The organism is Methylobacterium sp. NFXW15 (assembly GCF_049887755.1).
Classification (GTDB): domain Bacteria; phylum Pseudomonadota; class Alphaproteobacteria; order Rhizobiales; family Beijerinckiaceae; genus Methylobacterium.
Window position 1 is genome coordinate 224,331 of record NZ_JAGEKG010000006.1, and the last position, 23,788, is coordinate 248,118.

At 69.9% G+C, this 23,788-nt stretch carries 22 protein-coding genes; 2 read left to right on the top strand and 20 right to left on the bottom strand.

The features are described from left to right. Positions 1-68: 68 nt before the first annotated feature. From larB to bchO, 4 genes are all read right to left on the bottom strand, one after another. A complete protein-coding gene (larB, locus tag J4O73_RS15525; protein WP_426218712.1) occupies positions 69-755 on the bottom strand; it encodes a nickel pincer cofactor biosynthesis protein LarB in 687 nt (228 codons plus the stop codon). Further along, the gene (locus J4O73_RS15530) at positions 752-1,573 is read right to left on the bottom strand and encodes an adenine nucleotide alpha hydrolase (RefSeq protein WP_426218714.1); all 822 of its coding nucleotides are present in this window, start codon (positions 1,571-1,573) and stop codon (positions 752-754) included. The genes larB and J4O73_RS15530 overlap by 4 nt, the downstream gene beginning before the upstream one ends. Beyond that, positions 1,570-2,883, bottom strand: coding sequence for a LarC family nickel insertion protein (locus J4O73_RS15535; protein ID WP_426218977.1), 1,314 nt, complete (start codon positions 2,881-2,883; stop codon positions 1,570-1,572). Before J4O73_RS15535 ends, J4O73_RS15530 begins: the two co-directional genes overlap by 4 nt. 64 nt (positions 2,884-2,947) lie before the next feature. Then, positions 2,948-3,853: an alpha/beta fold hydrolase BchO gene (gene bchO, locus J4O73_RS15540; RefSeq protein ID WP_426218716.1), complete on the bottom strand. Its 906-nt coding sequence runs from the start codon at positions 3,851-3,853 to the stop codon at positions 2,948-2,950. 239 nt (positions 3,854-4,092) lie between these two features. On the opposite strand from bchO, the gene J4O73_RS15545 reads away from it, so the two are divergent. Next, positions 4,093-4,233 carry a hypothetical protein gene (locus tag J4O73_RS15545; protein WP_426218718.1) on the top strand — a complete coding sequence of 47 codons (141 nt, stop codon included), beginning with the start codon at positions 4,093-4,095 and terminating at the stop codon, positions 4,231-4,233. Positions 4,234-4,238: 5 nt separating this feature from the next. On the opposite strand, the gene J4O73_RS15550 is transcribed toward J4O73_RS15545, so the two are convergent. From J4O73_RS15550 to bchF, 16 genes are all read right to left on the bottom strand, one after another. Beyond that, complete coding sequence (locus tag J4O73_RS15550) at positions 4,239-5,897, bottom strand: magnesium chelatase subunit D (RefSeq protein WP_426218720.1); 1,659 nt, start codon at positions 5,895-5,897, stop codon at positions 4,239-4,241. Then, positions 5,894-6,910, bottom strand: coding sequence for a magnesium chelatase ATPase subunit I (gene bchI / locus J4O73_RS15555; RefSeq protein ID WP_426218722.1), 1,017 nt, complete (start codon positions 6,908-6,910; stop codon positions 5,894-5,896). Before bchI ends, J4O73_RS15550 begins: the two co-directional genes overlap by 4 nt. Before the next feature lie 160 nt (positions 6,911-7,070). Beyond that, positions 7,071-8,288: a 5-aminolevulinate synthase gene (gene hemA / locus J4O73_RS15560; protein WP_426218723.1), complete on the bottom strand. Its 1,218-nt coding sequence runs from the start codon at positions 8,286-8,288 to the stop codon at positions 7,071-7,073. A 134-nt stretch (positions 8,289-8,422) separates the two neighbouring features. Continuing rightward, positions 8,423-9,211: a putative photosynthetic complex assembly protein PuhE gene (gene puhE / locus J4O73_RS15565; protein ID WP_426218725.1), complete on the bottom strand. Its 789-nt coding sequence runs from the start codon at positions 9,209-9,211 to the stop codon at positions 8,423-8,425. Position 9,212: 1 nt separating this feature from the next. After that, a complete protein-coding gene (acsF, locus tag J4O73_RS15570; RefSeq protein WP_426218978.1) occupies positions 9,213-10,256 on the bottom strand; it encodes a magnesium-protoporphyrin IX monomethyl ester (oxidative) cyclase in 1,044 nt (347 codons plus the stop codon). 17 nt (positions 10,257-10,273) lie between these two features. Continuing rightward, positions 10,274-10,570, bottom strand: a complete 297-nt coding sequence (locus tag J4O73_RS15575) for a hypothetical protein (RefSeq protein WP_426218727.1) — start codon at positions 10,568-10,570, stop codon at positions 10,274-10,276. Continuing rightward, entirely contained in the window at positions 10,570-11,049 is a 480-nt protein-coding gene (gene puhC / locus J4O73_RS15580) for a photosynthetic complex assembly protein PuhC (RefSeq protein WP_378971579.1), read from the bottom strand. The genes J4O73_RS15575 and puhC overlap by 1 nt, the downstream gene beginning before the upstream one ends. 16 nt (positions 11,050-11,065) lie before the next feature. Further along, entirely contained in the window at positions 11,066-11,716 is a 651-nt protein-coding gene (gene puhB / locus J4O73_RS15585) for a photosynthetic complex putative assembly protein PuhB (protein ID WP_426218729.1), read from the bottom strand. Next, entirely contained in the window at positions 11,713-12,492 is a 780-nt protein-coding gene (gene puhA, locus J4O73_RS15590) for a photosynthetic reaction center subunit H (RefSeq protein WP_426218730.1), read from the bottom strand. Before puhA ends, puhB begins: the two co-directional genes overlap by 4 nt. A 19-nt stretch (positions 12,493-12,511) precedes the next feature. Beyond that, on the bottom strand, positions 12,512-13,903 hold the full coding sequence (locus J4O73_RS15595) for a BCD family MFS transporter (RefSeq protein WP_426218731.1): 1,392 nt from the start codon (positions 13,901-13,903) through the stop codon (positions 12,512-12,514). After that, complete coding sequence (bchM, locus tag J4O73_RS15600; protein WP_426218733.1) at positions 13,900-14,610, bottom strand: magnesium protoporphyrin IX methyltransferase; 711 nt, start codon at positions 14,608-14,610, stop codon at positions 13,900-13,902. Before bchM ends, J4O73_RS15595 begins: the two co-directional genes overlap by 4 nt. Then, the gene (gene bchL / locus J4O73_RS15605; RefSeq protein WP_426218735.1) at positions 14,610-15,503 is read right to left on the bottom strand and encodes a ferredoxin:protochlorophyllide reductase (ATP-dependent) iron-sulfur ATP-binding protein; all 894 of its coding nucleotides are present in this window, start codon (positions 15,501-15,503) and stop codon (positions 14,610-14,612) included. The genes bchM and bchL overlap by 1 nt, the downstream gene beginning before the upstream one ends. Next, entirely contained in the window at positions 15,500-19,306 is a 3,807-nt protein-coding gene (locus tag J4O73_RS15610; protein WP_426218736.1) for a magnesium chelatase subunit H, read from the bottom strand. The genes bchL and J4O73_RS15610 overlap by 4 nt, the downstream gene beginning before the upstream one ends. Next, complete coding sequence (gene bchB, locus J4O73_RS15615; protein ID WP_426218738.1) at positions 19,281-20,852, bottom strand: ferredoxin:protochlorophyllide reductase (ATP-dependent) subunit B; 1,572 nt, start codon at positions 20,850-20,852, stop codon at positions 19,281-19,283. Before bchB ends, J4O73_RS15610 begins: the two co-directional genes overlap by 26 nt. A 4-nt stretch (positions 20,853-20,856) precedes the next feature. Next, positions 20,857-22,131 carry a ferredoxin:protochlorophyllide reductase (ATP-dependent) subunit N gene (locus J4O73_RS15620; RefSeq protein WP_426218740.1) on the bottom strand — a complete coding sequence of 425 codons (1,275 nt, stop codon included), beginning with the start codon at positions 22,129-22,131 and terminating at the stop codon, positions 20,857-20,859. Beyond that, a complete protein-coding gene (bchF, locus tag J4O73_RS15625) occupies positions 22,128-22,646 on the bottom strand; it encodes a 2-vinyl bacteriochlorophyllide hydratase (protein WP_426218742.1) in 519 nt (172 codons plus the stop codon). The genes J4O73_RS15620 and bchF overlap by 4 nt, the downstream gene beginning before the upstream one ends. Before the next feature lie 323 nt (positions 22,647-22,969). Here bchF and J4O73_RS15630 point away from each other — a divergent pair, with 323 nt between their 5' ends. Next, a complete protein-coding gene (locus J4O73_RS15630; RefSeq protein WP_426218744.1) occupies positions 22,970-23,785 on the top strand; it encodes a cobalamin B12-binding domain-containing protein in 816 nt (271 codons plus the stop codon). Positions 23,786-23,788: the final 3 nt, after the last annotated feature.

Consider the following 23,788-nt stretch of genomic DNA (forward strand, 5'->3'; position numbering starts at 1 on the left):
CCGTAATATCGTGGGATCGAAGGTCATGGGCGCGCTCCGGGTTGTTGAAGGCCAACTGCCGGAGGGCGTCAGCGTTCGGAGGCTCGAGCGAGGCGCTCGGCCGCGTGCAGGAGCCGCAAGGCCGCGCAGGCCGCCCCGTAGCCGTTGTCGATGTTCACGACGGTGATGCCGGGCGCACAGCTCGCGAGCACCGAGTTCAGGGCCGTGTGTCCGCCCTCCGCGACGCCGTACCCGACGGAGGTCGGCACCGCGATTACGGGCGACGAGACGAGACCGCCGACGACGCTCGGGAGAGCCGCATCCATGCCCGCCGCCACGATGACGACGGGATGGGCGCGGATCTCCTCGACCCGCTGGGTCAGCCGCCACAGGCCCGCGACGCCGACATCGGCGATGAGGGTCGCACCCCGGCCCTGGTAGTGCAGCGTGCGAAGGGCCTCGCGGGCCACGGGCACGTCCGAGGTCCCCGCCGCGACCACCGCGACGGCGGGGATCGCCTCCACGGGGCGGGGCTCGCCGAAGAAGGCGGTGCGTGAGACGGCGCAATAATCGAGGGCGCGGCGGTGATGGCCCGGCAGGGCCTCCAGCTTGTCCCCGTCGAGGCGGGTCAGCAGGAAACGCGCGCCCCGCTCCGCCGCCGCGTCGAGGATGGCGGCGATCTGCTCGGCCGACTTGCCCGCGCAGTAGATCGCCTCTTCGAGGCCGATGCGCTCGGCGCGGCCGAAATCGAGGAGGAATTCGTCGCGGGTGCTCATGCCGCATCTCCGGTCAAGAACGCGCTGCCGACGCGGTAGGGCTGGAAGCGGATGCCGTTGCTCGCGAGGCCCGCAGGCGCGACCGCCGCGATCCGTGCCGCGAGATCGTCCCGCGCGAAATCGTGCAGCGCCGCTAGGCTCGCCGCATCCAGTTCGATCACCACGCCCGCCGCGCGCACTCGGCAGCGGACCGACCGGCTCGCATCGCCGACGCCCAGCGCACCGCCGACCATCCCCTCCACCGCATGGATGAAGGCGAGCGTCCCGGGTTCGATCCGCAGGCCGGTCTCGACCCGGCTCGACAGGCAGGGCGCCGAGGGCAACTCCGCCACGTCGGCGAGGCCCAGCTCGCGGGCCAGCGCCCGCACGGCGGCCTTGTCGAGCCCCGCCTCGACGTAAGGGTGGCGCACGCCATGCTCGCGCGCGGCATCGAGGCCGGGCCGGTACTCGCCGAGGTCGTTCAGGTTGGCGCCCGAGACGATCGGCAGGTCTGTCACCGTACGGACGGTGCCGTACAGGTTGGTCTTGCAGAAAAAGCAGCGATTGACCGGGTTCGCCCGGTAGCGCGGATCGGCGAACTCGCCCGCCTCCACAACAGTGAGCGACCAACCCTCGCGGGCGGCCTCGCTCCGCACGCGCGCCGTCGCCTCGCCCGGCACGGCGGGAGAGGCCGCGTGGACCATGGCCGCGCCGGTGCCGAGCACACGATGGCTGAGGGCGGCCAGGGTCAGGCTGTCGACGCCCCCACTCACCGCGACGGCGAGGGGGCCGATGCCGGACAGGACGTCTTCGAGCTTGTGGCGCAGGGAGCCCGTCATCTCTCGTCTCTCCCCTTGAGGGCGATCGCTTCTGCCGCGCGGCGCAGGCGGGCCCGGGCCGTGTGGTCCTCGCCGGCGAGCGCGTCGTCGGCCTCGGCCTTGGCCGTGCGGCCCCCCGGCCGCTCCACGAGCTTCACCCTCACCGCGTGGCCCTCGGCCTCGACACTCACGCTCTCGCGCTCCAGCGCGATGCCCGCCTCCTTGCGGAAACGCAGGCCGATCGTCGTCGTCTCACGGAAGCAGGCACCGATGACGGCATCCAGAGCCTCGGCGCGGGCGAGAACCCGCACATGGCTCATCATCCGGCCCTTCTTGCCGAAGACCGGCATCTGCACCGCATCGAGCACGCCGTCCTGGGCGCGGATGCGGTCGAGCCCCTGCGCCAGATCCTCGCCGGATTGGTCATCGACCTCGAACTCGACGATGCCGATTTCCCGATGTCCCGCCGGGACGGACGCCGCGTCCTCCTCGAAAGCCAGGACGCGGAGGCAATTGCTGATGCCGGGCAGACGCCGCCCGCCGAAGCCGGTGCCGGAGCGGGCGAGCACCCGTGTCCCTGCCGCCCGGCTCGTCCTGCCGCCGCAGAGATGGCGCAGGATCGCTGCGCCCGTCGGCGTCACGCGCTCGCCGTCAATGCCGTCATCGACCATGGCGAACCCGTCGAGGAGAAGCGTCGTGGCCGGGGCAGGCACCGGTAGTGGGCCGTGCTGCGTCTTCACCCGGCCGCCGCCGAGCGGCAGGGCCGAGACGGTCCAGGCACTCGCAGCGATCGCGGCTACGAGATGGGCGGCGGCGACGATGTCGGCGATGGAATCCCAAGCCCCGACCTCGTGGAAGGCGACCTCGTCCACCGGGATGCCGTGCACCCGCGCCTCGGCCTCGGCGAGATGGCCGAAGATCGCCAGGGCATGATGCGTCACCTCCGGCGTCAGGTCCGCCCGGCGGAGCCCGTCACGGATTTCGGCCCAGTGCCGGTGGCCGTGGACGTGATGCGCAGGGTCGTGGCTGTGGTCGTGAGGATGATGATCACCATGGTGGTGATCGTGGTGATGATAAGCGTGGTGGTGGTGCCCGTTCTCCTCCGCGGGCTTGCCGTCGCGGGTCACGCGGAAGCGGCGCCCGGTGAGGATACCGTCCGAATGGGGGGAGAGGGTACAGGTGATACCGGGTGCCGCCTCCGGGGCGGCCGCGTCCAGCGCGGAGCGCACGCTGCGGCCAACCCCCGCTTCGTGCTCGGGGAAGGCATCGAGGAGAGCCGCCACGACCATGTCGCCGGCCACGCCACCCAGGGCATCGAGGTGAATCTGCATCACGCCTGAGGTCGGGCGCGGATCGATTTTGTCGAGGGCGACAAGGCGCCCTACCGTACGATCCTCAGCCTTCGATAATCCCGAGCGCCCGCGCCTCGTCGAGCAGCAGGTCGACGACCCGTTCGGGCGCCTCTTCGTGGGCAAGGTGGCCGAGGCCGCGCACCAGCGCCACCCGCGCATCGGGCAGGCGCTTGGCCAGGGTAAAGGCGGTGTCGGGCGCGATCGCCTTGTCCTCACTGCCGACGACGAGCAGGCAACGCGGCCCGAGCCGGGACAGGTCGCGGTGTAGCCGGTCGAGGTTCCAGTTCGCCATCATGCCGAGCGCGCCGCGCACATGGCCCGGCCGGGCGAAGAGGCGCCGGTAGAGATCGAGCCCGGCCGGATCGAGGCGTGAGCCCGTGCCCTCGATCAGCCGCCGCACCGCCGCGCGGTCGGCGGTCCAGGCGAAGAGGCGGGGCGTGAACGGGTTGAGGAACAAGAGCCGCGCCATGCTGGGGAACAGCAGGTTCGCCGCCCCCGGCAGGGGCGCGAGCGCCCCGTTGAAGGCCACGATCAGGCCGGGCGAGGCGAGACCGTCGAGGCAAATCCGTGCCAGGATGGCCGCCCCGGCGGAATGCCCCGCCACGATGGCCGGCGACAGGCCGAGCGTCGTCATCAACGCGGCGACGGCCTTGGCCATGCCAGGCAGGGAGAGCATGCCGTCCGGCAGCGGATCGGTGAAGCCATGGCCCGGCAGATCGGGCGCGATCACCCGGAAGCGTCCGGCCAGCAGCGGCGCCAGCCCGCGCCAGGAATGGTTGGCCGCCCCCGTGCCGTGAAGCAGCAGCAAGACCGGCGCCCCGGCCTCACCGAATTCCTGAATGTGCCACGTCAGGCCACCGGCCGTCACGAAGCGGCTGGCCGCCCGGTGCGGCCAATCCTGCCCGTCCTCGGCCCAGACGGGCCGGTCGGGTTTGTCGAAGCTCAGCACGGGAGTCTCGCGGAATGCGCCGTTTGGTGACGGCGAGTTTGCGGCATCGCACCATGGCGGGGCAAGCCCGCACGGCAACACGCTCTATCGTTCAAGGGCAGAAGTATTTCGCAAATAACAATAATTCCATGCAGCGACCGCATGCCACCGCTGTCGTGCCGCGCCTTGTTGCGCTGCGGGATGGAGCGCAGTCTAAGGGTGTCGAACAAGAACATGTCGTCCCAACTCAGGAGCAGGTCATGATACCTCTCGTCCCCACCGCCGCGCACACTGCCGAAAACTTCGCGGGCTGGAACTTCGCTGCCATGATGCGCGGCGTGTTCTCGTCCTGGATCGCGCATCACCAGCGGCTGGCCGAACTCGGCATCGTCGTCGAGTAAGCGCCTCACCGGATCGCCCTGACGGCCGCGCCGATGGCGCCGCCATCGAGACGCGGCAGGGCGAGGTACCGGGCAGCCATTGCGTCGGCCATGGGTTTTGCGCCGCCGCCCCGGGCGCCCGTATCGATCACCAGTGCGGGTAACCCCGCCTGACGCAGGGCGCGGGCCGCCGCCAGCGCCTCCTCCCCAGCTTTGGCCCGTCCGCCCGTACCGTCTCGGCCGACATTGGCCCGCCCATCGGTCAACACCACCACGACGGCATTGCCCCCGCCCCGGCGCACACCGAGCGCTATGGACAGGGCCGCATCGAGCCCGGCCGCGAGCGGCGTGCCGCCGCCACCGGGCAGTCCCGCGAGGCCGCGCTTCGCCCGCGTGAGCGAGCGCGTCGGGGGCAGGACGAGATCCGCCCCCCTGCCCCGGAAGGCCACCAGCGCGACCCGGTCCCGGCGCACATAGGCTTCGGCCAAGAGCGCTTCGACGGCGCCCTTCGCCTCCGCGAGCCGTTCGAGGGCGGCCGAGCCAGAGGCATCGACGCAGAACACCGTCGTCGTCTCCACCCGCCGCCGCAGCCTGCGGATTCGCAGATCGTCCTTGCGAACCTGAAGGCGCCCTGCCTGTCCGCCGCGCAGGGGCTGCCAGGGGGCGGCCGCGCGCAACGTCGCCAGAAGATCGAGCCGTCCCCGGCGCGGGTCTCCGGCCCGGTGGCCGACCGGGCGGCCGGTACGAGCGACGGCTTCCGGCCTGCCGCCCCGGCCAGCGCGAGCCTCCGACCGGCGTAAGCCCCCAGCGAGCAGCAGATCGAGCAGACGCGGGGGAATGGCCGCCCGCACCGCGTCGAGAACGACATCCTCCGGTGGCGCGGGCTCGCGCTCATGCTCTTGGTTCTCGCCCGGCGGGGTCTCCTCTCGCTCGTTCTCCTGCGGCGGCTCCGGCGCGGGTTCGGGCAGGCGCTCGGCGCGGGGAGCGAGCACCAGACGCGCGGCCGTCACGGTCGCGCCGGGGAGACCCGCCTCCGCGAGCGCCCGTGCGGCACGCAGGGCCAGGATCGGCGCGCGCGGCGAGGCGATGCCGAAGGCTGCCGCGAGGGTGCAGAGCATCTCCACCGGATCGCCCTCGCTCGCGCCTTCGGGCGCCTCCGGGGTCAGAGCGTCCGCCACGGCGAGGCGCGGCGGCACCGCATCGAGATCGAGGCGAAAGGCCAGACGGTCGGCCAGGGCGGTGGGGGCGGCTTCGTCGTCGCGGCCCTCATCCAGCAGGACGAGGCCGAAACGGGCGGGCACGCCCTGCGGTCCGGCCCAGCCGGTATCGAGGGCGGCGGCGAGGCGCGCGGCGATGCCGGGCTCCAACCGCTCGGCCATGGGCACCACGATCACCCCACCATCCGCCGCCGCGAGAAGGCCGGTCTGGGTCACGGGCCGCCCGGCCGAGAGGGTCGCGGCGAGGTCGAGCCCCCCGAGCAGCCCCTCGTCGCCGATGCCGGGAGGCATCCGGCGAAACGGAGCGCCGGGGTTCAGGGCCTCGCGCAGGTGGTCGAGCCAGGCGCCGCGCACCGGGCCGGGCGCGGCGCGGAGGACGACGCCGCCGAACCCGTGCGGGTCGGAGGCGAATAGCCGGAGGGCGAGGAGGGCGTCGGCCCAGATGCGGTCGGGCGCGGGGCCCGTCACGCAAACACCTCGGCCAGGGCCCGTTCGACCCGCACGGTCGAGCCGGATTCATCCAGTGGGTTTCGGCGCAAGCGGTGGCGCAGGGCGGCCGGGGCGATCCGGCGGAGATGATCGTCGGTCACGGTCGTTGCGCCGTCGAGGGCGGCGAGCGCCCGGGCGGTGCGCATGAGGGTCAGCTCGCCGCGCAGCCCATCGGTGCCGAGGGCGAGGCAGAGGCGGGCCGCCTGTTCCAACGCGGCATCGGGCACCGTGACGGAGGGGAGCCGCTTGCGCGCCGCCTCGATCCGCTTGGCTGTGGCCGCGTTGCCCTTCGCATGGGCGGCGCAGAAGCCTTCGGGATCGCGCTCGTAGGCGTCGCGGGCGCGGACCACGGCGATGCGGGTGGCGATGTCGGTCGGCGTGGCGACTTCGCAGGCGAGGCCGAACCGGTCGAGCAATTGCGGGCGCAACTCGCCCTCCTCCGGGTTGCCCGAGCCCACGAGGACGAAGCGTGCCGGATGGCGCAGGGACAGGCCCTCGCGCTCGACGGTGTTCACACCGGAGGCTGCCACGTCGAGGAGCAGATCCACGAGATGGTCTTCCAGCAGGTTCACCTCGTCGATGTAGAGGAAGCCCCGATTCGCGCGGGCCAGCAGGCCCGGCTCGAAGGCCTTCACCCCGGCCGACAGGGCCCGTTCCAGATCGAGCGTACCCACCACCCGATCCTCGGTGGCGCCGAGCGGCAGATCGACGACCGGTACAGGCTTTTTCTCGGACTTCTTCCGCGCGCCCGGCATGGTCGCGCAATGCGGGCAGAGGTCCGCCGGGCTTGCGGGGTCGCAATTGTAGGGGCAGCCGGTCACCGCCAGCATCGGCGGTAGCAGGGCGGCCAGCGCCCGGATCGCCGTGGACTTGCCCGTGCCGCGATCACCGAAGACCAGAACGCCGCCGACCGCAGGGTCCACCGCCGCGATCAGCAGCGCTTGGCGCATCTCGTCCTGGCCGACGATGGCCGAGAAGGGAAAGGTGGGCACGTCGGTTCCGGGTTCGGGCCTAGGGACGGGTCCATCGCTACCCGTCTTTGCGAGCGAAGCGAAGCCATCCAGGGACGCGCCACCATGAGTGGCGCCCCTCTGCCCTGGGTCGCTTCGCTGTGCTCGCGATGACGGCGTGCGGATGAGGGACGGTTCGGCCCTACTCCGCCGCCTTCTGCCGGAGGCCGATACGGCCCCAGATGGTGGTAAGGGCGCCGACCAGATGCGCCACATCCGCATCCGTGTGCAGGGGCGAGGGCGTGATGCGCAGGCGCTCGGTGCCGCGCGCCACGGTCGGGTAGTTGATCGGCTGCACGTAGATGCCGAACTCGTCGAGCAGCGTGTCCGAGATCGCCTTGCAGAGCACGGGATCGCAGACCATCACCGGCACGATGTGGCTCTCGTTCGGCATGGTCGGGATGTCGGCGGCTTCCAGCGCCGCGCGCACGGTCGCCACGCGCTCCTGATGCCGGGCGCGCTCGGCGCCGCTCTCCTTCAGGTGGCGGATCGAGGCCGCCGCGCCCGCCGCCACGGCCGGGGGCAGCGAGGTGGTGAAGATGAAGCCCGAGGCGAAGCTGCGGACGAAGTCGCACAGCTTCTCGGAGGCCGTGATGTAGCCGCCATGGACGGCGAAAGCCTTGCCCAGCGTCCCCTCGATCACGTCGAGCCGGTGGGCGACGCCATCGCGCTCGGAGATGCCGCCGCCGCGCTCACCGTACAGGCCGACCGCGTGGACCTCATCGAGATAGGTCAGCGCGCCGTGCTTCTCGGCCACATCGCAGATCTCGCCGATTGGGGCGATGTCGCCATCCATCGAATAGACCGACTCGAAGGCCACGAGCTTCGGGCGGGAGGGGTCGATCAGGCTGAGCTTACGGTCCAGGTCCTCAGGATCGTTATGGCGAAAAATGTGCCGCTCGGCGCGGCTGAACCGGATGCCCTCGATCATCGAGGCGTGATTCTCGGAATCCGAGAAGACCGCGCAATTCGGCAGGCGGGAGGCGAGCGTTCCGAGAGCCGCCCAGTTCGAGACGTAGCCCGAGGTGAAGAGCAGGGCCGATTCCTTGCGGTGCAGGTCGGCGAGCTCGCGCTCCAGCAGCACGTGGTAATGGTTCGTGCCGGAGATGTTGCGGGTGCCGCCCGCACCCGCGCCGCAGCGATCCAGCGCCTCGTGCATGGCGTTCAGCACGCTCGGGTGCTGGCCCATGCCGAGATAATCGTTCGAGCACCACACGGTTACGGGGCGTGTGCCGCCGCCATGGTGGTGAGTCGCGTGGGGGAAGCGCCCGGCGTGACGCTCCAGATCGGTGAAGACGCGGTAGCGTCCTTCGCGATGGAGGCCGGCGATCTCGGCGCCGAAGAAGGCCTCGTAGTCCATTCCTCTACTCCCCGGTTGCCGCAGGTTCGGCCCGCTTGTGTCGTTATGCTCTAGCCGTTCAAGAACTCGCATACGACGAATTCCAAATCGAGGGGTGCAAGGCTCCCGCCTGAGCGAAAACCGTCCACCGTGGATTAATCCGGTGCGCCTCGCGCGCCGTCGAGGCTCCGCCCCGGCAGGCTCCAGCGCCACAGGGCAGCGGAGGGCAGCGGGAGCATGAGGAACCAGTGCTCCAGCGTCGCGAGTGCCATCAGCGTCGCAAGCACGGTGAAGCCAATCAGCTCATGCTCCAGAACCGTATCGGACAGCGCAGCCCGCCCCAGCAAGGCGGCGGCGGCCGTGCCGAGGGTGACGGAGACCGGGAAGAGCCGGTTCATCGGTGCCCGTGTGAGGTAGCAGGCGAGATAGCCGAGATGGTCCGGCAGGAACTCGGAATGGAGGTTGCGCACCCCCAGGAACAGGTTCAGCCGCGCCGAGAGGTTCATCACCACCAGGGTGGCGTAAGTCCAAAGGGCGAACTTGTTCGGCTGTCCCCAGACCAGGGCGAGGATCGCGAGCCCGCCGATCACGATCGCGAATTCGTGCCAGAGGCTGGTGGCGAGCGCCGCGAAGAACCGCTCGCTCCCCCGGTACGAGGGCGGACAGGCCACCGGGCGCGGGCCCGAGATGAAGCCCATGTAATAGCTCATCTCCTGCCAGCCCCAGACGATCAGGGCGGCGGTGAAGGCCATGTAGGCTCCGCCCGTCCCCGTATCGCCCGCGCTCGTCCGCACCGCCACCAGCGCCCCCGCGAGCAACAGCGTCGCCGCCGCCATGCTCCAGGGATGGGTGCGGCGCGGGGCGTGGTCGAGCAGCAGGATCACGCCGGTGGAGAACCACCAGAGCACCACCGCATAGACCACAGGGGCGGCGTAAGTCGCCATTCTACCAGACCGGTTGCAGGCGGATGTCGGCCGGCAGGGCGTTGGCCTTCACCGGCAGCACGTAGAGGCGCGCGAAGGTGAGCGCGGCGCCGACCGCGTGGGCACCCTGTGCGAGCTTGCCGCCGAGTCCGCCCTTCGCCTTCGCCGCCGCGATGCCACGGCTGTGGGCCAGCAGCCTGTCGAGCCCCGCCCGGAACTTCGGGTTGTCGATGTCGAGTTCCAGCGGGAAAGTCTGCTTCGAGATCTCCGAGGTGATGCGGAAGACCTTGTAATCGTAGTCGGACGGATCGACCCCCAGCGCCGCGTGGAAGGCGGGGCGGTGATGGTCGCGGACATACATCGTCGCGAAGACGGCGAGCAGGAAGAAGCGGATCCAATAGCGGTTCACGCCGCTCGTGAGCTTCGGGTTCGCCCGCATCAGCAGGGCGAAGGCCTCGCCGTGCCGGAACTCGTCGTTGCACCACTTCTCGAACCATTTGAAGATCGGGTGGATGCGCCGCTCGGGATGCTTCTCCAGCTCCCGGTAGATCGTGATGTAACGGGCATAGCCGATCTTCTCGGACAGGTACGTCGCGTAGAAGATGAATTTTGGCTTGAAGAATGTGTACTTCTTGGTCTTCGTCAGGAAGCCGAGGTCGACGCCGATCCCGAAATCCTTGAGCGTGTCGTTGATGAAGCCCGCATGGCGCGCCTCGTCCCGGCTCATTAGGCCGAACAGCTCCTTGATGTCCTTGTTCTTCGCGCGCTTCCTCATCTCGGCGTAGAGCACGCAGCCCGAGAACTCAGCGGTGATCGAGGAGACGAGAAAGTCGAGGAATTCCTTGCGAAGCTCCGGCTCCATGGCCGACAGGTCGCAATCGAACTCCTCGTTGCGGGTGAAATGGCGCTTGTTCGGGTCGGACTTCAGTTCCGCGATCAGCACGTCCCAATCGCGGCGGACCGGCTCGACATTCGTGCGATCCAGTTCCACGAAATCGGTCGTGTAGAAGCGGGGCGACAGAAAAGTCGTCTCCTGCGCGGCCTTGGTCGATTCGTTGATCGGCATCTTCGGGACGGGAGCGGTCACAGCGTCCTCCGTTCGGAAAAGCTGACCTCGTAGAGTTCGGTCAGTTCGAGATGGGCGATGAGCTTGGTCCAGGCGCGCTCCAGCGCGCCCGCGCGGGTGACGGTGGCGGTGCGGCGCACGGTGAGGCGCTCGCCGTAGGCCACCTCGGTCGGCGCGTCGTGTACCTGCACCTCGTCACCGGGTTCGATGTCGAAGCCCGCATCGAGGGTGACGTGCGCGTGCAGGCTCTCGGGGGTGTTCTCGAGCTCGACGGTGCAGGGCACCGTGACGGTACGGGAGCCGGGCCAGCCCATCAGCGGGTCTCCGTCACGGGGGCGCCCTGACCCGGCAGCAGCCGCGCGAAGGAGAGGGCGTTGGTGGAGCCGAAGGCCTCCAGCGGCACGTGCCGCCCGGTGGCTTCGTCGGCGAGATCGAGGCGGCCGTCGTCGAAGCGGGTCAGGGTGAAGGGCGGCTCGCGGCCGAGCCCGTCGCGCTGCCGGGCCTGGGCGAGGCCCCGCAACGTACCGCGCAGGAAGCCGTCCTCGCCGGGTTTGATCCAGGCGACGATGCGGCTGTCGGCGGCGTCCCGCAGGGCGATGGAGCCGTCGGCCTGATCCTCGGCGCGGAAGTCGAGGCGGGCGATGGCCTTGGCGGCGGGAAGCTGCGTCAGGCCCACGCCCTCGCCCCGGCCGATGGCCACGGCGAGCATGGTGAAGCCGAGGAGCGCCCCCGCGCCGATCAGCAGCAGCGCCGGCACCGGCCCGGACGCACGCCCTGGGATCGCTCCGCTCATCCCGCCCCTCCCCTTTTTATTCCGCCGCCACCAGGCGCGGGGCCTGCGGCGTGGGCCGCATGACCACCACCGGCTGGACCGGTTGCCCGTTCTCGGCGAAGGCGGTCATCGCCTGAACCAGAAGACGGGTGACCGACTCGGCCTGTGGCACCGAGCGCAGCATGGGCTCGGTCCGCGAGACATGCCAGGGTCTCGCATGCGGCCACAGTTGAAGGTAGGCGATCCGCACCCCCGGCCGCAACCTCAGCGGAATGTCGCCGCTGTCATCCGAGAAGGCGCGCAGGGCCCCGTTCTCGATCTGCGCGAAGGGCAGGTTGCGGGTCACCGGCAGGGCGATGCCGGTGTGGAACACCACCCGCTTGTCGGTGATCGTGTAGACGGTGGTACGGTGGGTGAGCCACGACAGCACCCACAGTACCGCGAGGCCGAGTGCCCCCGTGAGCATGATCGCGCTGCCGATCATCACGGCGCGGCCCGGTGAATTCGCGCTCGCGGCGAAGATGCAGGCCCAGCCGACGAACCAGAGCGCGACGATGCGGGCATGGAACACCCGCACGAAAACGCCCGTCGTCGTCGGCGCCCCCTGCCAGAGCAGCCGCTCATTGCGCGGGAGCGGCCCGGGCAGCCCGCGCAGGGTGCCTTCGGGAAGGAAGTCGTCGCCGCTCATAGCAGCGGCTCCGCGCGCTTCGGCGTCGCGTAGAGCGTGCCCGCGCCGAAATACGACATGATCCGCTCCTCTTCGAGGAAGGTGACAGATTCGGGGTTCTTGGTCGTCGGGATGTCCGCGAATTGCGAGGCGAGCAGCGCCTCGGACTTCACGGTGCGGGTGAACCCGCCCGCCCGGCAGAAGACCGACGGCATCAGGCGCCGCGACCCGTCGGTCAACTCGACCTCGTAGTAGCGGACCAGGGACTCACCCCGGTCGACCCAGAGGTCGGCCACGACACCCGCCACCGCGTTGTCGGTGCCGAACACCGTCATGCCGATTGGGTTCGGGCCCGCCTCGTGGACGACGAAGTTCGTCGCCACCCGCAGGGGCACGAGGCGATCCTCGCCCTCCCACGTCTTGTCGGTGACGTCGTGACGATTGACGTAGGAGCCAGGTCCCACGCCCGCCGCGAGCGAGCCTTCCGTCCGCTCGTACGGCGCGCCGGGCCACGGCTCGACCTTGCGGGCGGGGATGCCGGTCTCGATGTCCCGGCGGCTCTGCATCGCCTGTGGCGCGAAGGTGGTTTCGCCGCCGGCCAGGTGGAAACTCTTGGCGGTCGGGATCAGGAACGGGTTGGGCGAGTGGCGCAGGCCCACCGCCTCGTCCTCAAGGGGGTAGCCCTCGCGGCGATCCTCACGGCGCAGGTAGAAGACCAGCCCCGCGAAGAAGAGGAAGAACGCGTAGAGCACGACCTGCGCGACGTCGACGTATCCGGTCAAGGCACCTGTGGGCATAGGATCCTCCCCCCTGGTCTCAGGCGGTTCTCTCGATGAGACGGCGGCGCTCGCTGCTTCGCACCAGCGGCCCGAGGGCCACGAGGGCGGCGAAGAGCAGCGCGATCTCGATGTGGTAGACGATGAGGTAGCCGATGGCGGGTTCGTTCATCCCCTCGCCGAGGATGCCCGTCTGGGCGATGGCCGCGCCCACGTCCCGCACGATACCGCTGGCGGCGATGGACAACCCGGCGGCGGTGGCCTGCACCGCACCCCAGGCCCCGAGCGCGAGGCCGGTATCCTCCGGGCCCGCCTTCTCCATGGAGGCGGTGAGCGTTCCGTGGGCGAAGAGTCCGCCGCCGAGGCCGATCAGGCTGACGCCGACGGCGAAGAGGTTCTGCGAGGCGAGCGGCGCGGCGAAGACCACCGCCGAGAAGGCGAGAATGCCGATCCCCGCGCCCGCCGCCGAGACGCGGAACGGATCCCCGCCCCGGTTCAGCCAGCGCGCCGCGAGCAGAAGGCCGAGGCCGCCCCCCGCCGCGAGCATCGCGGTGAGCGCGGTGGTCGCCGCCACCGGTAGATGCAGGATCTGTCCGCCATAGGGTTCGAGCAGGATGTCCTGCATCGAGAAGCCCGCTGTGCCGAGGCCGATCGCCACCAGCCGCCGCCGCGCATGGCCGCTTCCGGCATAGGCGCGCCAGGAATCGGAGAAGGTCTGGCGCGGCGCGTCGCGGCCGCGATTCGGATCGCGCGGCTCCTGCTTCCACAGGGCGAGGCCGTTCAGGACGATGGTGACGAGGGCGGCGCCCTGGATCACCTGGATCAGCCGGACCTGCGAGAAATTCGAGAGGGCCAGGCCGAACACCACGGCGCTCGCCATCATCCCGGCGAGGAGCGCGGCGCAAAGGAGAGCCACCACCTTCGGCCGGGCATGGGCGGGGGCGAGATCGGTGGCGAGCGCCAGACCCACGGTCTGGGTGGTGTGGAGCCCCGCGCCGACGAGCAGGAAAGCCAGAGCCGCCGCCACGTTGCCGACCCAGAGCGGCCCGGTCGTGTCGCCCGACAGGATCAGCAGGGCGAAGGGCATGATGGCTAGCCCGCCGAATTGCAGCAGCGTGCCGAACCAGATGTAGGGAACCCGCCGCCAGCCCAGCACCGAGCGGTGCGTGTCCGACCGGAAGCCGACCAGGGCGCGCAGGGGCGCGAAGATCAGCGGCAGGGACAGCATCACCGCCACGATCCAGGCGGGCACGCCCAACTCGACGATCATCACCCGGTTCAGCGTGCCGATCAGCAGCACGGCGGCCATGCCGACCGTGACTTGGAACAGGGCCAAGCGCAGCAACCGCCCCATCGGCAGCTCGACGGTGGCCGCATCCGCGAAGGGCAGGATGCTGGGGCCGAGGCGCATGATGGTGCGGGTGAGGTTCATCGGGCTGCGCTCCGCGTCAGCGCGATGGCGTTCGACAGGTAGAAGCCGCTGTTCACCCGGTGGCTTTTCACCCAGGTGAAGCCGGTCAGCGCTGCCTCATCGGCGATGCGGCGCTTCAGGCCGCGTTCCGTCACGGGCACGATCGCGGGCGAGCGGTCGCCGCGCGGGAACAGCTTGCCCGCCGCGTGCATCAGCGTGAGCAAGGCGGTGCGCGGCGCCACGGTGAACAGCACCGAGCCGTCCGTCCGTTCCGCCAGCCGTCCGAGAGCGCGGGCGATGTCCGCCGGGCGGTAATGGATCAGCGAATCCATCGCGACCACGTGGTCGAACCGGCCGAGGCCGGGATCGAGCATGTCGCCGACGCGGAACTCGATGCGCCCGGCGCCGACGATCTGCGGAAGGCGCTCCTGCGCCAGCCCGATCAGCGTAGGCGAGACGTCGATGGCGACGACCTCGGCCCCCCGCCGTGCGGCCTCGACGGCGAGCGCGCCCGTGCCGCATCCGGCATCGAGCAGGCGCTGGCCGGTCATGTCGGCCGGGAGCCAGGACAGCAGCGTGCCGCGCATGGCGTCTCGCCCCGCCCGCACCGTCGCGCGGACCTTGCTGACCGGCGCGTCCGAAGTCAGGCGCGACCACGCCTCGACGGCCGTGCGGTCGAAATAGGTGGTGAGTTCGCCCCGGCGGGCGTCGTAGCTGGCGCTGGACATCAGTCGAACCCAAGGAACTCGAACAGGTCGCGGTCCTTCATCGGCTGCGCCTCGCAAGGCTCGCCGCCGGCCCAGAGGGTCTCGGCCAACCGCATGTACTCGGCGGTCACGGCGTCGAGCTCGGGCGAAGACTCCATTTCGAACAGCGTCGACTTCTTGAGGCGCGAGCGGCGCACCACGTCGAGGTCGGGAAAGTGGGCGAGGCGCTTCAGGCCGACGGCATCGTTGAACCGGTCGATCTCGTCGGTCTTGGCCGAGCGGTTGGCGATGACGCCGCCGAGGCGCACGCCGTAATTCTTCGACTTGGCGTGGATCGCGGCGACGATCCGGTTCATCGCGAAGATCGAATCGAAGTCGTTGGCGGTGACGATCAGCGCCCGGTCGGCATGCTGGAGCGGCGAGGCGAAGCCGCCGCAGACCACGTCGCCGAGCACGTCGAACACGACGACGTCGGTGTCCTCCAGGAGGTGGTGCTCCTTGAGGAGCTTCACGGTCTGGCCGACCACGTAGCCGCCGCAGCCTGTGCCGGCGGGCGGGCCGCCGGCCTCGACGCACATCACGCCGTTATAGCCCTCGACCACGAAGTCCTCGACCCGCAACTCCTCCGAATGGAAGTTCACGGATTCCAGCGCGTCGATCACCGTCGGTGCGAGGCGCTTGGTGAGGGTGAAGGTCGAATCGTGCTTTGGATCGCAGCCGATCTGAAGCACGCGCTTGCCGAGCTTCGAGAAGGCCACCGACAGGTTCGACGAGGTGGTCGACTTGCCGATGCCGCCCTTGCCGTAGACGGCGAAGACCTTGGCGGTCTCGATCTTGAGATCGGGATCGAGGGCGACCTGCAGGCTGCCCTCCTCCTTCCGCACGGGGACCGGGTTGCGGATGGCGATGTTCATGCGGCCACTCCTGGGGTCACGCCTTCGAGACGGTCCTCTAGTTCCTCCTCCGCCCGGTCGAGGGCGTCGCGGGTCTCCGCGTCGGGGGTCCAGAAGCCGCGCTTGTGTGCCTCGATCAGCCGTTGGGCGACCTTGGCCGAAGCGGTGGGGTTGAGGGAGGCGATGCGCTCGCGCATGGCCGGGTCGAGGACGAAGGTCTCGGTGATGCGCTCGTAGATCCAAGGCTGCACCGCGTTGGCGGTGGCCGACCAGCCCACCGTGTTGGTGAGATGCGCCTCGATCTGGCGGACGCCTTCATAGCCATGGCCGAGCAGCGGCTCGTACCATTTCGGGTTCAGCATCCGGGTGCGGGTTTCCAGCGCGACCTGCTCCGGCAGGGTGCGCACCCGGCCTTCGCCGCGGGTCTGATCGCTGATGTAGATCGGGACCGCCTCGCCCTTGGCGCGGGCCACGGCGCGGCCCATGCCGCCGAGCCCGTCGAAGTAATGATCGACGCTCGTCACCCCGACCTCGACGGAATCGAGGTTCTGGTAGGCGAGATCGACGGAGGCGAGCACCGCCTTCATCAGCGCCCGCTGCGGCGCGGGCTTGCCGGTACGGCTATAGGCGAAGCTCTTGCGGCGGGAGAACGCCTCGCACAGCTCGTCCTCGTCGTCCCAGGCGCCGGAATCCACGAGATGGTTCACGTTGGCGCCGTAAGAGCCTTCCGCGTTCGAGAAGACCCGGAGCGCCGCCGTCTCGATGTCGCAACCCTGCTCGGCCTGGATCGCCAGCGCGTGCTTGCGGACGAAGTTGCTCTCCACCGGCTCGTCGGCGGTGGCCGCGAGGTACGACGCCTCGGCGATGAGCTTGGTCTGCAAGGGCAGCAGATCGCGGAAGATACCCGAGAGGGTGACGACCGCGTCGATGCGCGGGCGGCCGAGCGTGGCGAGCGGGATCAGTTCGGCGCCTGCGAGGCGGCCATAGCCGTCGAAGCGCGGGGCAGCGCCGATCAGTGCCAGAGCCTGAGCGATGGGACCGCCTTCGCTCTTCAGGTTGTCGGTGCCCCAGAGGACGATCGCCACGCTCTCCGGGAGCGGCTTGCCCTCCTCGGCATGCCGGGCCAGCACGCGGGCCACCTGCCGGGCGCCGTCCGCGACCGCGAAGGCCGAGGGCAGGCGACAGGGATCGAAGCCGTGGATGTTCCGCCCCGTCGGCAGGATCGCCGGGCTGCGCAACAGATCGCCACCCGCGACCGGCGGCACGAAGCGGCCATCGAGGGCGGTGAGGATGCCCGCGACTTCATGATCGGTGGAGAGCAGCGCGTTCGTCTGCTCGAGGCTTACGAAGGCGGCGCGAGTCTCGTCGTTCGCGGGAAGGCCGGACAGGCGCAGGGCGGCTTCCGCGCCCTCCCCCGCGACCAGAGCGGAGATCGCCGCTCGCGCGGGTTTCAGCCCGTGCGAGGCTTCCGCCACCGCGGCGAGCAGGTCGGACCGCTCTTCGGAGGGGACACCCTCGCCGACCACGTGCAGGCCGTGGGGGATGAGGGTCTGTTCGAGTTCGTTCAGAGCGAGCCACAGGGCGGAGACACGGCCCGTGAGGTCATCGTCCCAGGCCGGCTCGGCGGGCACGAGATCGACGCCTGCGCCTTGAGCCTGGATGAGCGTGGCGAGGTCGGCCCGTTCGGCGACCGCCTCGGCGTCGAGCCCACGGAAGCGCTCGATCGAGCTCTTGAGATCGAGGAGGCCGCGATAGAGCCCCGCCGCCGCGAGGCTCGGCGTCAGATAGCTCACCAGCGTCGCCGCCGAGCGTCGCTTGGCCAGTGTCCCCTCGGAGGGGTTGTTGGCGGCGTAGAGGTAGACGTTCGGCAGGGCGCCGATCAGCCGCTCCGGCCAGCAGGATTCCGACAGGCCGGTCTGCTTGCCGGGCATGAATTCGAGCGCCCCGTGGGTGCCGAAATGCAGCACGGCATCCGCGCCGAAATCCTCGCGGAGAAAGCGGTAGAAGGCGCTGAAGGCGTGGGTCGGGGCGAAGCCGCTCTCGAAGAGAAGCCGCATCGGGTCGCCCTCGTAGCCGAAGGCGGGCTGGACGCCGACGAAGACGTTGCCGAACTGCGCGCCGAGCACGAACAGGCCCGCGCCGTCGCTCTGGTGGCGTCCCGGCGCCGGGCCCCATTGCGCCTCGATCTCGGCGAGGTGCCTCTCCCGGCGGACATGATCCTCTGCCGGGATGCGGGCATGGACGTTGGCCTGCGTGCCGTAGCGGCTCGCATTGCCGGTGAGGATCGCGTCGCGCAGGGCATCGACGCTCTCAGGAATGTCGACGGTGTAGCCGTCCGCCTTCATCCCCTTCAGGGTGTTGAGCAGCGAGGCGTAGACCGAGAGGAAGGCGGCGGTGCCGGTGGCGCCTGCATTCGGCGGGAAGTTGAACAGCACCACCGCGACCTTGCGGGCCGCCTTCTGCGTCCGCCGTAGAGCGATGAGCTTGGCGACGCGCTCGGCCAACTGCGCGACCCGCTCGGGATGGGCACGCATATCGCGGGTGTTGTCGGCGCCGGAGGCGACGGAGCGTCCGCCGAACACGCTCGGCGCGGTGGCGCCGTCGAGTTCGGGGATGGCGACCATCATCGTCGCTTCGACCGGCGAGAGGCCCCGCGCCCCTGCTTCCCATTGCTCGATCGTCTGGAATTCCAAGGCGTGGGCGGCGAGGTAGGGCACATCGAGCCGCGCGAGCGTCGTCTCGGCCGCCTTGGCATCGTTGTAGGCGGGGCCGCCGACCAGCGAGAAGCCGGTGAGCGAGACCAGCGCGTCGATGGCCGGGCGCCCGTCACGCATAAAGAAGGCGTCCACCGCCGGTCGGTTGTCGAGCCCGGCCGCGAAGGCGGGCACCACGTCGAGGCCCCTCGCCTCCATGGCGGCGATGACGCCGTCGTAATGGGCGCTGTTGCCCGCGAGCACGTAGCTGCGCATCAGGAGCAGGCCGACCCGGCCCTTCGCGCCCTGCCGCCGGGGCAACCGCGAGGCATCCTCGCCGACGCGGCCCGGCATGCGTGGGTGGTACAGCCCGGTCTCGGGGTAGTGCAGCGGCACGGGGGCGGCGGGCAGATCGCGCCAGGCCGCCCGCTCGCCCGTCGCGTAGCGCTGGACGAGGAAGTGGATCAGGGCGGCAACGTTCTCATCCGAGCCCGCGAGCCAGTATTGCAGGGTCAGGAAATAGGCGCGCACATCCTGGGCCGAGCCGGGGATGAAGCGCAGGATCTTCGGCAGCTTACGCACGAGGGCCATCTGCCTCGCGGCGTTGCCCTCGGCGCCGGGTTTGCCGCGCAGCTTCTTCAGGAAGTCGAGCGCGCTGCGCTTCGTACCGCTCATGTCGAAGCGGTTGAGCTTGGTGGTCTTCACCACCTCGCCCGCCGAGAGGCAGCCGACCATGGCATCGCACGCCTCGCGGCGGGCCAGCAGCGACGGCAGGATCGCGCGGACATGCTCGTCGAGGAACAGCATCGCGGAGAGCACGATGTCCGCCCGGGCGATGTCGGCCTTGGCGGATTCGAGGGCGGCGGGGTCGTTGTCCCACTCGGCCGCCGCGTGGAAGCCCAGATGAAGGCCCGGCATGTCACGCCGGAGACGGACGCGGGCCCGCTCCACCGCGCTCGCCAAGTGATTGTCGAGCGTGACGATGACGACGCGAATGTCTGGCCGGGCCGCGCGACCCGACCCTTTGGGCCGGGCCTCGCACCCTGGTCCTGCACGTGTCGCATCCGCTGACGCCGAACCGGCGACCACTTCGACGGCGGATGCTCTAGCGACCGAAATGCGCTTTAGCATCGTACAAGGTCTCGAGGGTGATGAGCGGGAGCCGCCGCTCGCGGGCAAATGTCTCCGTGTTGCTGCGCGCCTTCCCGCGCACGAAGAAGGGGATCTTCTTCAGCTCTTTCTCGGCGTCCGGCGCCCAGGTGAGGACGATCGGCTGAGGAGAGTCAGAAACGGGTGCCGGTGTCGGAGGGGAGGATGCCGGCACCCGTTCCACGGCCTCGGGCGCCACCGCCGGCTTGCCGCCGAGATGGGACGGCCCAACGCCATCGTGGAATTCGGGATCCTCCCGGAACATCCCCAGGAGGTGCTCTTCGAGGCCCATCATCAGCGGATGGACGAGGGTATCGAACAGGACGTTGGCGCCCTCGAAGCCCATTTGCGGCGAGTGGCGGGCGGGGAAGTCCTGCACATGGACAGGCGCCGAGATCACGGCGCAGGGAAGGCCCAGCCGCTTGGCGACGTGCCGCTCCATCTGTGTGCCGAGCACCAGTTCCGGGGCCGCCGCGCGGATCGCGGCCTCGACGTCGAGGTAATCGTCCGAGATCGTCGCCTCGATGCCGTGGGCCTGCGCCTCGGTCCGGACCTCGCGGGCGAATTCGCGTGTGTAGGTGCCGAGCCCGACGAGCTTGAAGCCGAGTTCCTTCGTCGCGACCCGGGCGAGACCCAGCGCATGGGTGGCGTCACCGAAGACGAAGACGCGCTTGCCCGTCAGGTAGGTCGAATCGACCGAGCGCGAGTACCAGGGCAGGCGCGAGCCCTCGCCGTCGAGGACGGGGGCGGGATCGACGCCCGCGAGCGCGGCGACCTCGGCGATGAACGCCTTGGTGCCGCCAACGCCAATGGGGATTTCCTTGGTAAAGGGCTGCCCGAGGGCGCGCTTCAGATGCTCGGCGGCCGAGCGGGCGGTCTCGGGATAGAGCACGACGTTGAAGTCGGCCGCGCCGAGCCGCGCGAGGTCGGCGGGGCTGGCGCCCAGCGGCGCCACCACGTTCACGTCGATGCCGAGATCGGCAAGGAGGCGGCGGATCTCGATCAGGTCGTCCCGGTGGCGGAAGCCCAGCGCCGTCGGCCCCAGGATGTTGCAGAGCGGGCGACCGCCGGCGGGGCGCTTCTCGACCGCGCCGGAGAGGGCGCGAACCAGCCGGTAGAAGGTTTCAGACGCGCCCCAGTTCTCCTTTTTCTGGTAGGCCGGGAGTTCCAGGGGGATGACCGGCACCGGCAGGTCCAGCGCCTTGGCAAGCCCGCCCGGATCGTCCTGGATCAACTCGGCGGTGCAGGACGCGCCGACGATCATCGCCTGCGGCTGGAAGCGGGCATAGGCCTGGGCGCAGGCGGTCTTGAACAACTCGGCGGTGTCGCGGCCGAGATCCTGCGCCCGGAAGGTCGTGTAGGTGACCGGCGGGCGGTGGTCGCGCCGCTCGATCATCGTGAACAGCAGGTCGGCGTAGGTATCGCCCTGGGGAGCGTGCAGCACGTAGTGCAGGCCCTTCATGGCGGTCGCCACGCGCATCGCGCCGATATGGGGCGGGCCTTCGTAGGTCCAGAGGGTGAGCTGCATCGGCCTAGACCTCCAGCAGCGCGCGGCGGCCGAGCGGCCGGGCGAAAAGTTCGGCGAGGTCGCCCGCCTGCTCGTAGCCCTGGACAGGCGTGAACAGCAGTTCGATCGACCACTTGGTCGCGAGGCCCTCCGCCTCCAGGGGATTGGCGAGGCCGAGGCCGCAGACCGTCAGGTCGGGCCTCGCGACGCGGCAGCGGTCGAGCTGGTCGTCGAGGCTCTGGCCTTCCGTGACGCGGGTGCCCTCGGGCAAAAGCTCGATCTCGGCGGCGAGATGCGCGCGGTGCAGGTAGGGCGTGCCCACCTCCACGAGGTCCGCGCCGAGTTCCCGCGCCAGGAAGCGCGACAGCGGCACTTCGAGCTGCGAATCGGGAAAGAAGAACACCCGCTTGCCGCCGAGTTTTTCGCGGTACGGGGTGAGCGCCGTCTCGGCCCGCGCGCGCCCGGCGGCGGTGGCGGTATCGAACGAGGCCTGCGAGACGCCGAAAGCTTCCGCCGCGGCCGCGAGCCAGCCCGTCGTGCCCTCGGCTCCCAACGGGAACGGGGCGGCGAGGCGCTTGGCGCCGCGCTCGTCCAGCGCCCGCGCCGTGCCGGTGAGGAAGGGCTGGGCAAGAAGGTAGCGGGTGTTGCGCCCGACGGGGGGCATCGCTGCCGCGTTCCGCGCGGGCAGGAACCGCACGTCGGCGATCCCCATGGCGGCGAAGAGGCGGAGGAACTGGTCCTCGACCACATCGGCCAGGGCGCCGACCACGAGGAGCGAGGGCGCCGCATCGGCGCGATCCGCCGGGAGATCCGGCACCAGGGCGGCGAGGCAGGCATCCTCGCCTTCGGTGAAGGTGGTCTCGATGCCCGAGCCCGAATAGTTCAGCACCTTCACGGACGAGAGCTTGGCCGAGAGTCGCTGCGCCGCGCGGCTGAGATCGAGCTTGATCACCTCCGAGGGGCAGGAGCCCACCAGGAACAGCAGCTTGATGTCCGGCCGCCGCTCCACGAGCCGCGAGACCACGCGGTCCAGCTCCTCGTTGCAATCGGCGAGGCCCGCCAGGTCGCGCTCATCGATGATGGCGGTGGCGAATCGGGGCTCGGCGAAAATCATCACGCCCGCCGCCGACTGGATGAGGTGCGCGCAGGTGCGCGAGCCAACGACGAGGAAGAACGCGTCGCGGATCTTACGGTGCAGCCAGACGATGCCGGTGAGCCCGCAGAATACGGCGCGCTGGCCGTCCTCGCGATGAAGATCGATGGCGCCGCAGCCGGTGGAATGCGTGAGCGGGGCGTTCATGACAGCGCCCCCGCCGGTTGCATCCGCTGGGGCATGCCCTCGAGCCGCGCGGCGCGCAGCTTCAGGACGAACTGTCCGGCGTTGATGACATAGGTGGCGTAAGCTGTAAGCGCGAGGACCAGTAGGCCCCGCTCCCCGAGGGCGCCTGTGGCGAGCGCAGCGAGATAGGCCGTGTGCAGGGCCAGCACGAGCATGCTGACCATGTCCTCCCAGTAGAAGGCCGGAGCGAACAGGTAGCGCCCGAACACGTCCTTCTCCCAGATGGAGCCGGTGATCATGATCGCGTAGAGCGCGAGGGTCTTGATCACGACCGAAGCTTGGGCGGCGGCCGCCCCCTCACCCGTCGTCAAGGTGCGCAGGACGAGCCCGAGGCTCACGAGGAAGATTGCGAACTGGACCGGGGCGAGCACGCCCTGCACCAGCGTCCAGCGAGAGGCGTCCCGCCTCGACCGCTCTTCTGCCGTGTAGAGCGGTGATGCCGGCCGGTTTCTGCGACCGAGGTCCTGCCGACCCATGGGTTCGCCCTCGCCTGCCAATCCGGTTCGTCTATCCGTCCCGGTTGCCTGCGAACCTATCTGGCCCCTTAGAAGTGTCAATCCCGCTTGACGGTTTGCGCCGGTGACACTTTTAGGCGAGGCGTCTGTTTTGATGATTGCCAAAGGCCATTTCCAGCGTACCCTATGATTGTTCCGGGCTGTTGGCGGGGGTGCCCCGCCGCGTAGTCCCACTCAGCCGTCGAACGGCTGAGCCAGTGCCGAAGCATGTCAGACACGCGAAGATGACGATGCGACCATAGCGAGGTGGGCCGTCAGAGCCCGCGATGCCGGGAGGGTTGCCGATGGACGATCTGGGGCTCCTCTGTGACGACGGCCATTTGGGTGTGATTCTGGACCGTGACCGGGCCGAAGAGGACCGCGACGTTCTCGCGTGGCTCGTCGAGGCCGAGATCCTTCCCCGGCTCATGCTGGCCCATCGTCCCGCGCGCTCGACGCTCGTCGCGCCGCTCAACGATCCCGACGCCCTGGCGGCGCTCCTCCTGAACCCGGAGCCCTTCGACCTCGACGGGGCCGTGGATGCGCTCCTTCTCTGTGGGCTCCCCCTGGATCGCCTGCTCCTCGACCTACTGGCCCCTTCGGCCCGGCGGCTCGGCAGCATGTGGGAGGAGGATACCTGCGATTTCCTGGCGGTGACCGAGGGGCTCGGCCGCCTTCAGGCTCTGACTCGCCGCCTCTGCGCGGGCATGGAACGGTCGGCCCGGCCGACGGGCCGTTCCGTTCTGCTCATGCCTTGCCCCGGCGAGACTCACGTCTACGGATTGTCGATCCTCGCGAGCTTCTTTCGCGAATCGGGGTGGGAGGTGACCAATCTCGGTCACTCTGCTGCCGATCCTGCCGAACTGCTCGGAGAGGGCTGGTACGACATCCTCGGGCTATCGCTCTCCTGCGATGTCTGTGCGCCGGCCTTGCAGGCGCTGATACCAGCCCTGCGCCGGGCCTCACGGAATCCGTCTCTCTTCGTCCTGGTGGGTGGCCCGTATTTTGCCCGAACCGGAGCCGATCCGGCCGCGTTCGGTGCCGACGCCTACGCCGCCGATGCGTGGTCTGCCCCTGGCCTTGCGGAAGCGGCGCTGGACAGACAGACGTTGACTTGCTGATAG

Excerpts from the sequence above, each read along its gene's own strand:
- J4O73_RS15530 (WP_426218714.1), bottom strand. The coding sequence starts at position 1,573 with ATGACGGGCTCCCTGCGCCACAAGCTCGAAGACGTCCTGTCCGGCATC.
- J4O73_RS15630 (WP_426218744.1), top strand. The coding sequence starts at position 22,970 with ATGGACGATCTGGGGCTCCTCTGTGACGACGGCCATTTGGGTGTGATT.
- puhA (WP_426218730.1), bottom strand. The coding sequence starts at position 12,492 with ATGCCCACAGGTGCCTTGACCGGATACGTCGACGTCGCGCAGGTCGTG.
- J4O73_RS15595 (WP_426218731.1), bottom strand. The coding sequence starts at position 13,903 with ATGAACCTCACCCGCACCATCATGCGCCTCGGCCCCAGCATCCTGCCC.
- larB (WP_426218712.1), bottom strand. The coding sequence starts at position 755 with ATGAGCACCCGCGACGAATTCCTCCTCGATTTCGGCCGCGCCGAGCGC.
- hemA (WP_426218723.1), bottom strand. The coding sequence starts at position 8,288 with ATGGACTACGAGGCCTTCTTCGGCGCCGAGATCGCCGGCCTCCATCGC.
- J4O73_RS15620 (WP_426218740.1), bottom strand. The coding sequence starts at position 22,131 with ATGAACGCCCCGCTCACGCATTCCACCGGCTGCGGCGCCATCGATCTT.
- bchF (WP_426218742.1), bottom strand. The coding sequence starts at position 22,646 with ATGGGTCGGCAGGACCTCGGTCGCAGAAACCGGCCGGCATCACCGCTC.
- J4O73_RS15610 (WP_426218736.1), bottom strand. The coding sequence starts at position 19,306 with ATGCTAAAGCGCATTTCGGTCGCTAGAGCATCCGCCGTCGAAGTGGTC.
- J4O73_RS15575 (WP_426218727.1), bottom strand. The coding sequence starts at position 10,570 with ATGGGCTGGCCCGGCTCCCGTACCGTCACGGTGCCCTGCACCGTCGAG.
- J4O73_RS15545 (WP_426218718.1), top strand. The coding sequence starts at position 4,093 with ATGATACCTCTCGTCCCCACCGCCGCGCACACTGCCGAAAACTTCGCG.
- acsF (WP_426218978.1), bottom strand. The coding sequence starts at position 10,256 with ATGCCGATCAACGAATCGACCAAGGCCGCGCAGGAGACGACTTTTCTG.
- bchL (WP_426218735.1), bottom strand. The coding sequence starts at position 15,503 with ATGAACATCGCCATCCGCAACCCGGTCCCCGTGCGGAAGGAGGAGGGC.
- puhC (WP_378971579.1), bottom strand. The coding sequence starts at position 11,049 with ATGAGCGGAGCGATCCCAGGGCGTGCGTCCGGGCCGGTGCCGGCGCTG.
- bchB (WP_426218738.1), bottom strand. The coding sequence starts at position 20,852 with ATGCAGCTCACCCTCTGGACCTACGAAGGCCCGCCCCATATCGGCGCG.
- J4O73_RS15535 (WP_426218977.1), bottom strand. The coding sequence starts at position 2,883 with ATGCAGATTCACCTCGATGCCCTGGGTGGCGTGGCCGGCGACATGGTC.
- puhE (WP_426218725.1), bottom strand. The coding sequence starts at position 9,211 with ATGGCGACTTACGCCGCCCCTGTGGTCTATGCGGTGGTGCTCTGGTGG.
- bchM (WP_426218733.1), bottom strand. The coding sequence starts at position 14,610 with ATGTCCAGCGCCAGCTACGACGCCCGCCGGGGCGAACTCACCACCTAT.
- puhB (WP_426218729.1), bottom strand. The coding sequence starts at position 11,716 with ATGAGCGGCGACGACTTCCTTCCCGAAGGCACCCTGCGCGGGCTGCCC.